We start from the raw sequence: 14,798 nt of genomic DNA on the forward strand, positions 1-14,798 counted from the left end.
CATGATTGAAGAAACCGTCAGGCGACTGCTGGCCAACGAGGTGAGCCGGGAATTGCTGACGGCGGTCGAGGCCGGCGCATTCGCCGGCGCGCTGTGGCAAACCATCGCCGAAAGCGGCATGACCAAGATCCTGTGCCGCGAGGCGCACGGAGGGATCGAGGCGTCCTGGTCCGAGGCGTTGCCGCTGTTCTATCAGGTGGGCTACACGCAGGCGCCGGTACCGCTGGCGCAAGCCGTGGTGGGCCAGTACCTGGCATCGCGCTGCGGGCTGGACCTGGCTGCCGACAGCGTGTTCGCGCTTGCCGCGGGGACGCAGACCCGCTCATTGGTATTGAGCAGCCATGACGCCGGCAAGCCGGCCACCCTGTCCGGCACGATGACCGCCGTGAAGTGGGCGCGCCACGCCCGCTGGCTGGTGGTCGAGGCGGCTGGCTGCCTCGCGCTGGTGGATGCCGAGGGGCCCGGCGTGCGGATCGAGCCCAAGGCCGATGCCGCATCGCTGCCGGCCGATACGGTAGTGCTGGATCAGGCCGTGGTTTCTCATGCCTTGGCTGCCAACATTGCGAGCCTGAGCCGGCCGCTGGAAGTATGCTACGCCGCCGCCACCGCGGCGCAGCTGACCGGCGCACTGGATTACGCGCTGGACCTGGCGGTGCAGTATGCGAAGGACCGCGTGCAGTTCGGCAAGCCCATCGGCAAGAACCAGGCGATCCAGCAGCAACTGGCAGTGCTGGCCGGCGAAGTGGCCTGCAGTTATGCGGCGGCCACGACGGCGCTGCGCGACCTGCCAGCGATCCACCAGCACAGCGCGCCGCAGGCGGAATTCAGCGCAGCGGTCGCCAAGGTGACGGCCAGCGACGCGGTGCGCACCGGCGCCTCGATCGCGCACCAGGTCCATGGCGCGATTGGCTTTACCTACGAATACCCGCTGAACTTCGCCACCCGGCGCCTGTGGGCGTGGCGCGCGGAGGCCGGCACCAGCACCGAATGGGCGCAGCGTCTGGGCCAGGCCTTTATCCAGGCGGGCTCCGACCAGTTCTGGCCGAATCTGACGGCGCGCACCCTGCCGTCCGCGGATGGCGCGGCAAGCCCGGCTGTCGGGCACGCCGAATCGATGCAAGCAGAAAGGAACGCCACCCATGCCTGACACCACGGACCAAGTCATCTTGAGCCAGCGCGACGGCCATGTCGCCATCATCGAGCTGAACCGCCCGCCGCACAATTTTTTCGATGTGGACATGATTGCCCGGATCGCCGACCAGCTGGACCGGCTGCAGGGCGACAAGACCTGCCGCGCGGTGCTGCTGCAAGCGGGCGGCAGCGCGTTCTGCGCGGGCGCGGACTTTTCGCGGCGCGATGGCGCCGCGGCACCGCGCAGCGCCTCGCGCATCAATCCGATCTACCTCGAGGCCTTGCGTATTTTCAGCTTCGGCAAGCCGATCGTGGCGGCGATCGAGGGGCCGGCAGTGGGTGGTGGCCTGGGCCTGGCGCTGGCGGCGGATTTTCGCGTGTCGTGCGCGCAGGCGCGCTTTTCCGCCAACTTCAACCGCCTCGGCTTTCACCCCGGCTTTGCGCTCTCGTACACGCTGCCCGCGCTGATCGGCAAGCAGATGGCGGCCTGGATGCTTTACACCGGCACCCGCGTCGACGGGGCACGCGCCCGGGAGATGGGGCTGGTGGACTTCATCGTACCCAGGGCCGAGGTGCGTGGCGCCGCGCTGGCACTGGCGCGGGAACTGGCCACTTCGTCGCCGCGGGCACTGCAGTCCACGCGCCAGACCTTGAAGGCCGACTCGCTCAGCCATATCCGCAATGCCATCTCGCGCGAAAGCGCGGAGCAGGCGATCCAGTTTGCCGGGCCGGACCTTGCCGAAGGCGTGAAAGCCATGGCGGAAAGGCGCCTCCCGGTCTTTGAAGACTGACGCCTGCAGGGCAGGCACGGACGATCGATAAACGGAGACAAAGACATGCAACGCAGACAATTTGGCGCGACCCTGCTGGCGGGCGCGGCAACGCTGGCATTTCCCGGCATCGCGCGGGCGCAGGGCAAGGCGATTCGCGTGATCGTGCCGTTCACGGCGGGCAGCGGCTCGGACGAGGGCGCGCGCTTCTACGCCGAGCAGATCGGCAAGGCCCTGGGCCGCGCCATCGTGGTCGAAAACAAGCCGGGCGCCAGCGGCCTCATCGCCGTGCGCACGGTGCTGGCGGAACCGGCAGACGGCAACACCATCCTGCTGGGCAGCAACTCGCTGATCGCGGTCAACCCGGTGATGGTGAAGAACCTCGGTTACGACCCGTTCAAGGATCTGGTGCCGCTGCACGGCCTGGCGATCTCGGCCGCGGCCTTTGTCGCCGGCAACGATTCGCCGTACCACACCATTGCCGATGTGGTGGCCCGCTACAAGGTCACCGGCAAGCCGATCTCGGTAGGCAACTATTCCGAAGGCTACCGGCTGGTGGGCGAGTGGCTGGCGCAGGCGACGGGCATCAAGACCACGCCCGTGCCCTACAAGGGCGGCGCGCCGATGGTGACGGACGTGATCGGCAACCGGCTCGACATCGGCCTGAACGATATCACCGGTATCGCCCCCATGGAAAAGGGCAAGAAGCTGCGCGTGCTTGCCATTACCGGCGGGGTGCGCGACAAGCTGTTGCCCAATGTCCCGACCATGAAGGAACTGGGCTACACCGACTTCGAGTCCTATGTCTGGTCGTCTTTCTCGATGAAGGCCGGCACCCCGCAGGACAAGCTCAACGAGCTTGCCGCAGCCATCTCCGCCGCGCAGAAGACGGAGGAGGCAAAGGCCTACCAGGCCAAGCGCGCCGGCACTTTCCTGAACAAGGCGCTTGGCGACCTGGGCGAATTCCAGCGCGCGGAATACCTGCGCTTCAAGCGTGTGGCGGAAAAGGCCAATATCCAGCCGGGCTGACGGGCCCGCGCGGCTGCCCGGCAGCTTGCGAACCCAGCGACCGGCGCGTAGCGGCGGGCCGGCGCTGCCTGGAGCGCGGCCCGTTCCCTTCGGTACAATCTGGCTTCATTTCGCGTCGCACCAGCCGGATCTTTGCTCGACGCGAGGCACGACGACACCACCAACCATCCGCAGGCGGCATCACATTCACTACCTATGAAGCATCAATCCAGTCGCACCCAGGAGCAACGGCGTGAAGAGTCCGTCGGCCGCATGGTGCAGGCCGCTATCGAGCTGATTTCCGAGAAGGGCCTGGCGGGGCTGACCATGAATGAAGTCGGCACCAAGGCCGGCTATAGCCGCGGCCTGGCGCACACCCACTTCGGCTCCAAGGAAAAGCTGCTGGCGGAGTGCCTGGAACAGTTGTCGCGTGAATTCAATGCCCAGCGCAAGAAGGATGGCAGCGACACCAGCGGCATTCATGGCATCTATTCGCTGGTGGATGCCTACACCCAGCGCCCGGAAAGCGCGGTCAACAGTATCCGGGCGATGTTCTTCATCGTGCTGGACTCGTCCGTGGCCGACTCGCCGCTGCATGGCTTTGTCCACGACTACAATGAGAAGAACATGGCCTATGTCGAGTACAAGCTCAACGAGGCCAAGACCCTGGGACAGATCCGCGCGGACGTCGATGCAAAGGCCGCGGCCTTCATCCTGATGAGCCTGCTGCGCGGTATCTCCGTACATCGCCTGAACCGGGCCTCCATGGATCCGGCCGCCGTGAAGGCGGAAATCCTGCGCATGATCGGGGAGTGGCTGCTGTAAAAGGCCGTCGCCATGACGATGGCCAAGGGTGGGCGGCAAGGCAGCTCCCGGGCTACGCCGGCCGCGCCGAAGCGTGGCAAAAGACAGCGCCGCAGCGGCGCGGGCCAGGGAGGGATTGCTATGGACAGCGGCATGGTCAAGTCGGCAAATCGCGTGTTCGACCTGCTGGAACTGTTCGAGCGCGTGCGCCGGCCGCTGCGCGTCGGCGAGATCGCCGAGCGCCTCGGCATCCCGCAGTCCAGTGTCTCGATGCTGCTGCGGACCATGGTGGCGCGTGGCTACATGGAATTCGATGCGCAGTTGCGCACCTATTGCCCGTCGGTGCGGGTCGCCTTCCTGTGCGGCTGGACCACGCGCAGGCAAGGCGCCGGCGCATCGGTGCACGACGCCATGCGCCGCCTGTCGAGCGAAACCGGCGAGACCGTACTGCTGGGCCGCCAGAGCGGCAACATGCTGCAATACCTGTCCGTGATCGAATCCAGCCATGCGCTGCGCCTGTCGGTTGCGTCGGGCATCGTCCGGCCGATGCATCGCACCGCGATCGGCATCATGCTGATGACCCGGATGGACGACGAGCAGATCGGACGCCTGCTGCGCCGCTACAACGCCGAGGCGGCCGCCGGCGAGCCCCCGGCACGGCCCGCCGAGATCCTGCGCGAGGTCGAGCTGGCGCGTCGCCAGGGCTATTACGAATCGGCCAGCCTGGCCACGCCGGGGGCAGGGGTGATTGCCACGCTGATGGCCACACCCATCCGCGGACAGTGGCTGGGCATCGGCACCGGTGGCCCGGTGGCGCGCCTGCACGCGCGCCGGAAAAAACTGCTGGCCGCGGTGCTGGCGGTGGCGCAGGACTGCTGAGCGCTGGCGCGCGCGTTCAGCGGCCGGGCCGTTCCCTGCGCGCCCGGATCGCGTCGAGCCGCGCCAGCAGGCGCGTGGCCTGTTCCAGGTGCAGGCGCTCGACCATGCGTCCCTCAAGGTTGATCACGCCCGCGGCGGCATGCTCGGGCCGCGCGAAGGCCGCGACGATCGCCTGCGCCTCGGCAGTGGCGGCGTCCGACGGCGTAAATGCTGCATTGGCCGGGTCGACCTGCGACGGGTGGATCAGTGTCTTGCCGTCAAAGCCCATCCTGACCGACTGCAGCACTTCATGGTCGAAGCCGGCGCGGTCGCCGAAGTCGTTCCACACACCGTCGAGCACGTCCGTGCCATGGCGCTTTGCCGCCAGCACCACCGACATCAGCCAGGGCAGCAGGTACGCGCGCCTGTCGCCCGGATAGACGCCGGTTTCCTTGGCCAGGTCATTGGTGCCCACCACCAGGCAGTCGAGTTGCACCTGCCGGCGCTGGCCGGCTTGCAGGATGCCGTCGATATGGTGGATCGCGGCAGCGGTTTCGATCATGGCCCATAGCTTCGGCGCGGCGCCGCCTGTGATGGTGCCGATGGCCGCGGCGAAGCGCTCCAGGTCGGCTCCGGTGTCGACCTTCGGCAGCAGGATGGCATCGGCTCCGCATGTGGCCGCGACGCGCAGGTCGGCATCGAACTCCGTGGTTGCCAGCGCATTGACACGTATCACCGTTTCCTGCGCCGCAAACGGCTGCGCGGCGAACGCGCTGGCCAGGTTATCCCTGGCCTGGGCTTTCATCGCCGGGGCCACGGCGTCTTCCAGGTCGAACACGATGGCGTCGCAGGGCAGGTGGCGGGCTTTCTCGATGGCGCGGGTATTGGTGGCAGGCACATACAGCACGGAGCGGCGGGGCGCGGACTGGGTCATGGTCATGAGCGGTGGCGTCGTGGACGCGAAGGGTTGACGAAGGCGGGACAGGGTGGCCAGTGTGCGCAGCGCATGGCCACGGACGAAAGTTTCGGTCCTGCACGCCCGCACATCCATCGCATATGTGATGGATGTCAGCGGCCGCCATTCATCACATATGTGATGCCGCGCCTGCCGGCATTCGCCAATACTGGGTCCATCGACAACAACACGGCGCCGGCCAACGCGGCGATGCATCCGAGTGGAACCTGACCATACCCTCGACAACACAGCGGACCGCACCGGCTTCACCCGCGCGCTGGCCGACTGGACCAGCACGGTCGACGACGCCGAGCTCGGCGCGCCGGCCTTCGCCTGGGCACGCCATGCCATGCTCGACTGGATCGCGGTGACCCTCGCCGCCGCGCGCGAGCCGCTGGTCGAAATGCTCGTCGCCGAATATGCCGGCCTGCGCGACTTGCCGTGCGCGCTGGTGGGCAGCCCGCTGCGCGCCGAGCCGGCACAGGCCGCGCTGATCAACGGCGCCGCGGGACATGCGCTCGACTTTGACGATGTTGCTTCGGCGATGCGCGGACACCCGACCGTGCCGGTGGCGCCCGCGGCGCTAGCAGTGGCCCAGGTGGCCGGCGCCAGCGGCAAGGACCTGCTGCGCGCGCTGATCCTGGGCCATGAAGTCGAAAGCCGGATCGGCGAGGTGGTGGGGGAGGAGCAGTATCGCCTCGGGCTGCACCCGACCGGCACCACCGGCACGCTGGGCGCAGCCGCCGCCTGTGCGCGGCTGGGGGGACTCGATCCGGTCCGCACTGCCCATGCGCTCGGACTCGCCGCGACCCAGGCGGCCGGGCTCAAATGCATGTTCGGCACCATGGCCAAGCCGCTGCACGCGGGCAAGGCCGCCATGAACGGTGTGATCGCGGCCCGCCTGGCCGCGCGCGGCTTCACCGCCAATGCCAGCGGCATCGAGTGCGAGCAGGGCTTCGGCCGCACCCAGGCGCCCGCCGCGCCGGCGTTCCCGGCCACGTTCGAGCGCCGTGCGGGCATGGCGATCGAACGCACCCTGTTCAAGTTCCATGCGTCCTGCTACCTAACGCACTCCACCATCGAAGCCGTGCGCCAGGCCTGCCGCGAGCATCGTATCGACCTGGATGCGCTCGAGTCGATGACCATCTTCGTGTCCGGCCCGCATCGCGGCGTGTGCGATATCGCCAACCCGCAGACCGGCCTGGAGATCAAGTTCGCGATCCAGCATCTGGCGGCGCTGGCGATGGACGGCGCGCCCACGGCGTCGCTCGCGTTGTACTCGCCCGAGACCGCGCTCGCGCCGCGCTATGTCAGGGCGCGCCAGCGGATCGCGCTGCAGGTGGTGCCTGGTCCGGACCCGGACCTGGACCGCAATGCCGCCACGGTCGAGATCCTGACGCGCGACGGCCGCACGCTGCGCGCGCAGGCCAATGTCGCGGTGCCCGCGGTGGACCTTGCCATGCAGTGGCGCCGCCTGGTCGACAAGGCGCAGGCCATCGCCGTGCCGCGCATCGGCGCGGCCAAGTTCGCCAAGCTGGTGTCGGTGGTCGACACGCTGGACCGGCTTCCTTCCGTCGAACCCTTGTTTGAGGCAATGCAATGACAACCACCCAAGCCGCCATCGGGCGCGTCCCCGAGATCGCCGCCGATCCTGTCGTCGCGCGCCTGAAAGCCGAGGCCCGGCTGCGCGCCCGCGGCAACCGCTACGAGGACTTCGAGCCGGGCCGGCGCTTCGACCATCACTGGGGCCGCACCGTCACCGCGGCGGACAACACCATGTTCTCGGTGCTGACGCTGCACTACAACCCGCAATACACCAACGAGGCGGTGGCGCGCGCCAACGGCCACCCCGGCGTGCCGGTCAATCCGCTGCTGGTGTTCAACACCGTGTTCGGCCTGTCGGTGGAAGACCTGTCCGAGGGCGGCGGTCCCTTTCTCGGGGTCGACGAGTTGGCCTACCTGCGGCCGGTCTACCCCGGCGAGACGCTCTATGCCAGCTCGGTGGTGGTGTCGCGGCGGCCGGCGAGCAACCGCCCCGGCTACGGCATCGTCACGTGGCACACGCGGGGCAGCAATCAGCAGGGCGATGCAGTGATCGAATTCAAGCGTACCAATCTGGTCAGGATGAGGGGATAAGCATGTCAGGAGACGGTCTGGGTTACATGACGGAAGCGCGTTGCATGATCCGCGATGCGGCGCGCGAGTTCACCATGAAAGAGGTGCTGCCGGTGGCCAACGCGCTGGACGGCCCGGATGCGGAGATCCCGATGTCGCTGCGCGACAAGATGGCCGAGATGGGCTACTTCGGCATCACCATCCCGGAGGAATACGGCGGCCTGGGCCTTGGGATCTTCGAGTATTGCCTGATCTGCGAGCAGCTGTCGCGCGGCTGGATGTCGGTGGCGTCGATCGTGGCGCGTGCGCAGGGCGGCTGGATCATGAAGTCGATGCCCGAAGACATGCGGCGCGAATACCTGCCGCGCGTGGTGCGCGGCGAATTCCTCAATGCCAGCGCGCTGTCCGAGCCGGATACCGGCTCCGACCTGGCGTCGATCTCGTGCCGGGCCGTGCCGGACGGCGATGAATGGGTGCTGACCGGCAACAAGTACTGGTGCACCTTTGCCGACGGTGCCGACTACCTGATCGTGTTTGCGCGTACTTCCGCGCCGCCGTCGCCCGACAAGCGCTGGGAAGGCATATCGTGCTTCATGATCGAGAAGCAGCGCGGCGGCTTTCCGTCCGGCATGACCGGATCGCCGATCCCGAAGATCGGGTACTTCGGCTGGAAGACCTTCGAGCTGGCGCTCGACGGCGTGCGCGTGCCGAAGCGCAACCTGATGGGCCCGGAAGGCAAGGCCTTCCTGCTGATGGCCAAGGGCCTGGAGGGTGCCCGCGCGCATACCGCGGCACGGGCGATCGGCCTGGCGCAGGGCGCGCTGGAAGACGCGATCGCCTATTCGCTCGAGCGCCGCCAGTTCGGCATGCCCATCGCGGAATACCAGGCGATCCGCTTCAAGATCGCCACCATGGCCACCGAGATCGAAGCCGCGCGGCAACTGCTCTACTTCGTCTGCAACGAAATCGACAGCGGGCGCCGCTGCGACAAGGAGGCGTCGATGGTGAAGTACTTCGCCTCGGAAATGGCCGAGCGCGTGACCTCGCAGGCGCTGCAGATCTTCGGCGGCGCGGGCTATACCAGGCTGTTCCCGGTGGAGCGCTACTGGCGCGACGCGCGCCTCACCAAGATCTTCGAAGGCACTTCCGAGATCCAGCAACGCATCATCGCCAACAGCCTGCTCGGCAAGTCCGAGGTCGAGGGCATGATCGCCAGCCGCGCCTTCGGCGGGCAGGTGCGGCAGTCGAAGGAGGCGGCATGAAACTCTGCGCACTCACCAGTCCCGACGGGTACTTCGAGCACTTCGAGCCGGGCATGCTGATCCGCCATGCGCGCGGCAAGACGGTGACCGAGATGGACAACGTGATGCTGACCAACATGGTCATGAACACGGCCGAAGGGCACTTCAATGAAGACGCCATGCGGCGCGCCGCCGGCGGCATCTTCGCACAGCGGGTGGTCTTCGGCGGGATCAACCTGTCGATGGTGCTCGGGCTTGCGGCGCAGGACACCGCCGAGCAGTGCCTGCAAGAACTGACGCTGGACAAGATCCGCCTGTCGCATCCGGTCTTCCACGGCGACACGCTCTACGCCTTCACCGAGGTGCTGGGCAAGGAGGACGGCGATCGCGAGGATGCCGGCATCGTCCGTTTCCGCCACTACGGCGTGAACCAGGACGACAAGCTGTGCGTGCAGGCGGAGCGCACCGCGCTGGTCAAGCGCAACAGCCACTGGGGCGGGCGATGAGCGCGGATGACCACGCCAGGGGCGCGCTCGACGGCATGGTGGTGCTCGACCTGACCCAGATGCTGGCCGGCCCCTATTGCTCGATGATGCTTGCCGACCAGGGCGCGCGCGTGATCAAGATCGAGCCGCCGGGGGGCGACCAGACCCGGCGCAACGGCCCGCATCTCGATGGCGCGTTGCGGATGGAGTCCGGCGGCTTTGGCGGCTACTTCGGCTCGATCAACCGCAACAAGGAATCGCTGGTGCTGGACCTGAAGCAGGCCGCCGGGCGCGAGACGCTGCTGCGGCTGGTGCGAGGCGCCGACGTGCTGGTCGAGAACTACCGCGCCGGCGTGATGGAACGCTTCGGGCTGGGCTATGAACGGCTCGCCGAAGAAAACCCGAAGCTCGTGTACGCGGCGCTGCGCGGCTTCGGCGATCCGCGCAGCGGCGAGAGCGCCTATGCGGGTTGGCCCGCCTACGATCCCGTCGCGCAGGCGATGGGCGGCATCATGGGGATTACCGGCCCGCAGCGCGGCGGCGCGCCGACCAAGATCGGCCCGGGCGTCGGCGATATCGTCCCGGCCATGTTCCTGGCCTACGGCATCGCGGCGGCATGCTGGCACGCGCAGCGCACCGGCCGCGGCCAGTTCGTGGACGTGGCCATGGTCGACGCCGTGCTGGCGGTGTGCGAGCGCATGGTGTTCCAGTACAGCGCCTCGGCGCAGGCGCCGGGACCCGAGGGCAACGGTCACCCGCTGCTGTGCCCGTTCGGGCTGTTCCCGGCCAGCGACGGCTATATCAGCCTGGGCGTGCCGAACGACCGCTTCTGGCGCCTGCTGGTGGAACGGATGGGCCATCCGCCATGGGCCGACGATCCGCGCTTTGCCACCAACGAGTTGCGCGTGCGACACCGCGCGCAGGTGGAGCAGGCGGTCGCAGCCTGGACCATGCGCCACACCAAGCGCGCCCTTGCCGGGATGCTGGGCGGCGAGGTGCCGTTCGGCCCGGTGTTCGATGCCGCCGACATCTTCGACGATCCGCATTTCCGCATTCGCGGGATGCTGGTCGAGGCCGAGCAGCCCGGCGCGGCGCGCGCGCTGACGATTGCGGGCAGTCCGGTGCGCATGAGCGCTACGCCCGGAGGCGTACGGCAGCGCGCGCCGATGGTTGGCGAGCACACCGACCGCACCCTGGCCGACCTCGGCTTCGATGCCGGCGAGATCGCCGCGCTGCGCGCGGACGGCGTGGTGCAGTAAGCGGCTGGCCACGCCGTGACGAAGCGAAAGACAACACTAGTACAACAAGCAGGAGACAACATCATGCAGGAGAAGATCAAGCGGCTGCGCCGCTGCCAGCTATCCGTGCCGGGCTCGAGCGAGAAGATGATGGCCAAGGCCGCGGGCATGGGCGTGGACTTCGTCTTCCTCGACCTGGAAGACGCCGTGGCGCCCAGCGAAAAGCGCCCGGCACGGCGCAAGATCGTCGATGCGCTCAACGGGCTCGACTGGGGCCGCACCACGCGCTGCGTGCGCATCAACGACCTGACCACCGAATACGCCTACGAGGACATCATCGAAGTGGTGGAGGGCGCCGGCCGCAACCTCGATGTCATCATGCTGCCCAAGGCCATGTCGGCGGCCGATGTGCAGTTCGTCGACAAGCTGCTGTCGATGATGGAGAAGAAGCTCGGCCTGCGCCACCGCATCGGCATCGACGTGCTGGTCGAGGAAGTCGAGGCGATGATGAACGTCGAGGCCATTGCCGCGTCGACGCCGCGGCTGGAATGCCTGATCTTCGGCATGGGCGACTACTCGGCCAGCCAGGGCGTATCCATGCGCGACATCGGCGGCAGCGGCGGCTATCCGGGCGACATCTGGCACTACCAGCGCCAGCGGCTGACGATTGCCGCGCGCGCGCACCGGCTCGATGCCGTCGATGGCCCGTTCGCCGACTTCCGCAGCCCCGAGGCGTTCCGCGAGGAAGCGCGTCGCGCCATGATCCTCGGCATGGTTGGCAAGTGGGCCATCCATCCGTCGCAGGTCGAACTGGCACAGGATGTCTTCTCGCCGGCCGCTGCTGACGTGGCACGTGCCCGCGACATGATCCGTGCCTATGACGAAGCGCTGTCGCAAGGCCTGGGCGCGGTCCAGTACGAGGGCAAGATGATCGACATCGCCTCGGTCCGCATCGTCAGGAACCTGGTGCAGCGCGCCGACCTGATCGGCATGTAGCGGCATGCCATCCGTGCCGGCCGTGGCGCATTGCCGCGGCCAGGGTGCCTGCGGCCCATCGCGGCCGCGGGCTTGCAGCATTCGGGAGAAGACCCATGCATTCCATACCTGGTCCGGGCAACGACTTGCCCGCGGATACCGTCAACCTGCGCCGGCGCCAATTGCTCGGCGCCGCGGCGGGGGCGGCTGTGCTGCCCTGGCTGCCACGCCAGGCGCTTGCCAGCGACTGGCCCTCGCGTCCCATCCGGATCATCGCGGCGCAGGCGCCGGGCTCGTCCAACGACAGCACCGCGCGCGCGTTCGCCGAGTTCTTTTCCGCCAGGCTGAAGGTGGCGGTGGTGGTGGAAAACAAGCCGGGCGGCATCGGCATGATCGCCGCCGAGGCGGTGGCCCGTGCAAAGCCCGACGGGTGCATGCTGCTGTGCACCTTGCACAGCCAGCTGGCGCAAGCGCCGGTACTGCTGAAGAAGCCGCCCATCGACCCCTCGCGCGAGCTCACCCCGGTGGCGTCGATGAGTACCGGCGTCGGCGTGATGGTGGCGACCAAGGGTCTGCCCGCCAGCACCTTCAAGGAACTGATCGCGCTGGCGCAGAAGCGGCCGGTCAGCGTCGGCAACTACGGCATCGGCTCGGGCTGGCAACTGATGGTGGCCCAGCTGAAGAAGCTGACCGGGGCCCAGCTCGACATCATCAACTACAAGGGCACGGGAGCGATGATCGGCGATCTGCTGGCCGGGCATATCGATATCGGGGCCGGCTCGCTGCTCGGCATGTCGGGCGGGCTGGCGTCCGGCGGGCTCAAGCCGCTGCTGGTGATCTCCGGGCCGCGTTCGGCCAAATTGCCGGGCATACCGACCTGGGCGGACGAGGGCATCTCGGATCCCGTGTTCAGCAACCTGGCCGAGTGCAACATGCTGCTGGGGCCCGCCGGGCTGCCTGCCGGCATCGTCTCGACGCTCGCCACGCTGGTGCGGCAGTCGGTCACCGAATCGGACGCGGTCAGGAATGTGCGCGAGCAGCTGGGCAGCCAGGACACGCCCCTGACCGGTGAAGCGCTGCAGCAGTTCATCGGCCGCACCTGGCCGACCTACCAGGCCATGACGAGGACGGTGGGGCTACAGATGGAGTGATGGTCATGGACGAGCCGGTGCTGCTACCCCTCGGCATGCATCGGTTCGCCAGCTATCCGGCCGCACTCGGGCGGTTTCCGGGCCGGCGCCATCGTGCTGGCCCTTGGCTGCGGCATCGCCGCCATGAGCCACGTTCCGGTACTGCGTCCAGTTCGTGCCTGGCGGCTATGACGGCTACACGGCGCCTGATGAACCTACCAGTAGCCGTCAGCCTGAACGGAGGCACCTATTTCGATCGCGACGCGTGCGGCCCGCGCTCCAGGATCTTGTACAGATGCGAGCGGGAAATCTTCAATTGCTCGGCCGCGCGTTTCTTGTTGCCGCCATGGCGCGCGACGGCGTCCATCACCGCGGCGTAGGCCAGCTCCCGCATGCCCGCGGCGGACTCGGCGGGTGAGCGAGGTACGGCGGAGGGCGATGGCAGGTTGTCCGTCGCGGCAGTCTCGTAGGGATACGCTTCTTCGGGCGCATGCACGGCGGGCTGGCTTTGCGGTCCCGCTAGCCCGCGCGCCGACTCGCCGCGTGCAAAATCCGCCACGCGCAGCGTCCGGCCATCGCAAAAGACCAGTGCCTCCTCGATGCGCTGGCGCAGCTGTCGCACATTGCCCGGCCATGGCTGGCCGGCGAGGTAACGCGCCACTTCGTGGTCGATGCCCGGCGCCGGCATGGCGTTGCGCGTGCAGAAGGCGTCGACGAAATGCTGCAGCAGTGCCGGAATATCCTCGCGCCGCTGGCGCAGCGCGGGGATGCGCAACACCACGCCGCTGAGCCGGTAATACAGGTCAAGGCGAAAACGGCCGGCATCGATCAGTTCGGGGATGTCGCGGTTGGTGGCCGAGACCAGCCGGAAGTCGACCCGCTGCGCGCGGCGGCTGCCAAGGCGCTCGACCATGTGGTCTTCCAGCACGCGCAACAGCTTGACCTGCATTTCCAGCGGGATGTCGGCGACCTCGTCGAGAAAGACGGTGCCGCCCGCAGCCAGTTCGAGCTTGCCCGCCTGTCCCTGGCGCTGGCTGCCGGTGAAGGCGCCGGGCGCATGGCCGAACAGCTCGGACTCGATCAGCGTGGCGGGCAGGGCCGCCAGGTTCAGGCTGACCAGCGGCCGCGCGCTGGCCGGCTCGGCCCCGGCGCCGTGGATGGCACGGGCCACCAGTTCCTTGCCGGTGCCGCTTTCGCCCAGGATCAGCACCGGCACGTCGAGGCGGGCCACGGTCTGGATTTCGCGGCGCAGGCGTTGCATCGGCGCGCTTTCGCCGATCAGGCCGAACGTCGGTTGCCGCTCGTGCAGGCCGTGGCGAAGGCCATCGACCTCGCGCTGGTAGCGCGCTACCTCGGAGCGCAATTCAACCAGCTCCTTGTGCATGCGGCCAAGGGCTTCCGGCCCCTTGAACATGACCTGCCCGATGGCGCCCACCACCTCGCCGTCCTGGCGGATCGGCATGCGGTTGACCACGCGGGTGGCGCCGTCGAGCTGCTGCAACTGCCCGATCTCGGCCTTCCCGCTGGCGACCACCTGCGGCAGCCGCGAATTGGGGATGACCTCGGCCGCCGGACGGCCGATGCCGCCGCCGGTGTCGAGGCCGAGGAATTTCTCGTGGACGGGGCTGATGAAACGCACTCGTCCCGCCTTGTCGACCACGGTGATGGCCTGGTATGGGTCGTTCAGGAAGTAATCCAGGATCGCGCCGGCGAAGGGCACTGTGCCCAGGAAGTCGAGCAGCACGGCCTGCGTGTCGGCGTGATGCAGGACGATCAGCTGTCGGTCGCCGTCTTCCAGAGACAGGCCGATGAAGCGCCGGTTGGCTGCCTCGACGGGGAACAGCTTGCGTCCCGAACCCGGCGCGCCCGCTCGGGCGCATGCCGCGACCGCCGCGTCGGCGATGGCGGGATCGGCACACGCACCGAGCGCTGCCTCGCGGATCCCGTCGCTGGAACAGACGAGCACGCCGAGCGCGAACTTGTCTCCGTCTTGTGTTGTCAATGAGGACAATTTTTGTCTCCGTGCGTGCTTGTGCTGCGGACACGTTGTGTAGTTATTGGAGGCATCGTAATCGCGTCAGAAAAATT

14 protein-coding genes are annotated in these 14,798 nt (G+C 67.9%); 12 read left to right on the plus strand and 2 right to left on the minus strand.

All coding sequences use genetic code 11. From position 1 onward, the window contains the following. The first annotated feature begins 1 nt into the window (after position 1). The 5 genes from MKD50_RS02625 to MKD50_RS02645 all read left to right on the plus strand — a co-directional run bounded on the left by MKD50_RS02625 (position 2) and on the right by MKD50_RS02645 (position 4,592). Positions 2-1,147 (plus strand): acyl-CoA dehydrogenase family protein, encoded by a 1,146-nt coding sequence (locus MKD50_RS02625; RefSeq protein WP_252666288.1) that lies wholly within the window; start codon positions 2-4, stop codon positions 1,145-1,147. After that, on the plus strand, positions 1,140-1,922 hold the full coding sequence (locus tag MKD50_RS02630; protein WP_252666289.1) for an enoyl-CoA hydratase/isomerase family protein: 783 nt from the start codon (positions 1,140-1,142) through the stop codon (positions 1,920-1,922). Before MKD50_RS02625 ends, MKD50_RS02630 begins: the two co-directional genes overlap by 8 nt. 45 nt (positions 1,923-1,967) lie before the next feature. Continuing rightward, positions 1,968-2,930, plus strand: coding sequence for a Bug family tripartite tricarboxylate transporter substrate binding protein (locus MKD50_RS02635; protein ID WP_252666290.1), 963 nt, complete (start codon positions 1,968-1,970; stop codon positions 2,928-2,930). Positions 2,931-3,125: 195 nt separating this feature from the next. Beyond that, positions 3,126-3,734: a TetR/AcrR family transcriptional regulator gene (locus tag MKD50_RS02640; protein WP_252666291.1), complete on the plus strand. Its 609-nt coding sequence runs from the start codon at positions 3,126-3,128 to the stop codon at positions 3,732-3,734. Positions 3,735-3,866: 132 nt separating this feature from the next. Continuing rightward, the gene (locus MKD50_RS02645) at positions 3,867-4,592 is read left to right on the plus strand and encodes an IclR family transcriptional regulator (protein WP_240987495.1); all 726 of its coding nucleotides are present in this window, start codon (positions 3,867-3,869) and stop codon (positions 4,590-4,592) included. Between the two features lie 16 nt (positions 4,593-4,608). On the opposite strand, the gene MKD50_RS02650 is transcribed toward MKD50_RS02645, so the two are convergent. Beyond that, positions 4,609-5,511: an HpcH/HpaI aldolase/citrate lyase family protein gene (locus tag MKD50_RS02650; RefSeq protein ID WP_252666292.1), complete on the minus strand. Its 903-nt coding sequence runs from the start codon at positions 5,509-5,511 to the stop codon at positions 4,609-4,611. A 235-nt stretch (positions 5,512-5,746) separates the two neighbouring features. On the opposite strand from MKD50_RS02650, the gene MKD50_RS02655 reads away from it, so the two are divergent. The 7 genes from MKD50_RS02655 (at position 5,747) to MKD50_RS02685 (ending at position 12,731) form a co-directional block, all read left to right on the plus strand. Continuing rightward, positions 5,747-7,129 carry an MmgE/PrpD family protein gene (locus MKD50_RS02655; RefSeq protein WP_252666293.1) on the plus strand — a complete coding sequence of 461 codons (1,383 nt, stop codon included), beginning with the start codon at positions 5,747-5,749 and terminating at the stop codon, positions 7,127-7,129. After that, complete coding sequence (locus tag MKD50_RS02660; RefSeq protein ID WP_252666294.1) at positions 7,126-7,662, plus strand: MaoC family dehydratase; 537 nt, start codon at positions 7,126-7,128, stop codon at positions 7,660-7,662. Before MKD50_RS02655 ends, MKD50_RS02660 begins: the two co-directional genes overlap by 4 nt. Positions 7,663-7,688: 26 nt before the next feature. Continuing rightward, on the plus strand, positions 7,689-8,903 hold the full coding sequence (locus tag MKD50_RS02665; protein ID WP_240987493.1) for an acyl-CoA dehydrogenase family protein: 1,215 nt from the start codon (positions 7,689-7,691) through the stop codon (positions 8,901-8,903). After that, positions 8,900-9,388, plus strand: coding sequence for a MaoC family dehydratase (locus tag MKD50_RS02670; RefSeq protein ID WP_115701649.1), 489 nt, complete (start codon positions 8,900-8,902; stop codon positions 9,386-9,388). The genes MKD50_RS02665 and MKD50_RS02670 overlap by 4 nt, the downstream gene beginning before the upstream one ends. Further along, positions 9,385-10,626, plus strand: a complete 1,242-nt coding sequence (locus MKD50_RS02675; protein WP_252666295.1) for a CaiB/BaiF CoA transferase family protein — start codon at positions 9,385-9,387, stop codon at positions 10,624-10,626. The genes MKD50_RS02670 and MKD50_RS02675 overlap by 4 nt, the downstream gene beginning before the upstream one ends. A 63-nt stretch (positions 10,627-10,689) precedes the next feature. Further along, positions 10,690-11,601: an HpcH/HpaI aldolase/citrate lyase family protein gene (locus MKD50_RS02680; protein WP_252666296.1), complete on the plus strand. Its 912-nt coding sequence runs from the start codon at positions 10,690-10,692 to the stop codon at positions 11,599-11,601. A 95-nt stretch (positions 11,602-11,696) separates the two neighbouring features. Then, on the plus strand, positions 11,697-12,731 hold the full coding sequence (locus MKD50_RS02685; RefSeq protein ID WP_252666297.1) for a Bug family tripartite tricarboxylate transporter substrate binding protein: 1,035 nt from the start codon (positions 11,697-11,699) through the stop codon (positions 12,729-12,731). A gap of 226 nt (positions 12,732-12,957) precedes the next feature. Here MKD50_RS02685 and MKD50_RS02690 read toward each other — a convergent pair whose 3' ends face one another. Next, positions 12,958-14,721, minus strand: coding sequence for a sigma-54 interaction domain-containing protein (locus MKD50_RS02690; RefSeq protein WP_252666298.1), 1,764 nt, complete (start codon positions 14,719-14,721; stop codon positions 12,958-12,960). Positions 14,722-14,798 lie beyond the last annotated feature (77 nt).

The sequence above is a fragment of the Cupriavidus mimosae genome, from assembly GCF_023952485.1.
GTDB lineage: Bacteria > Pseudomonadota > Gammaproteobacteria > Burkholderiales > Burkholderiaceae > Cupriavidus > Cupriavidus taiwanensis_C.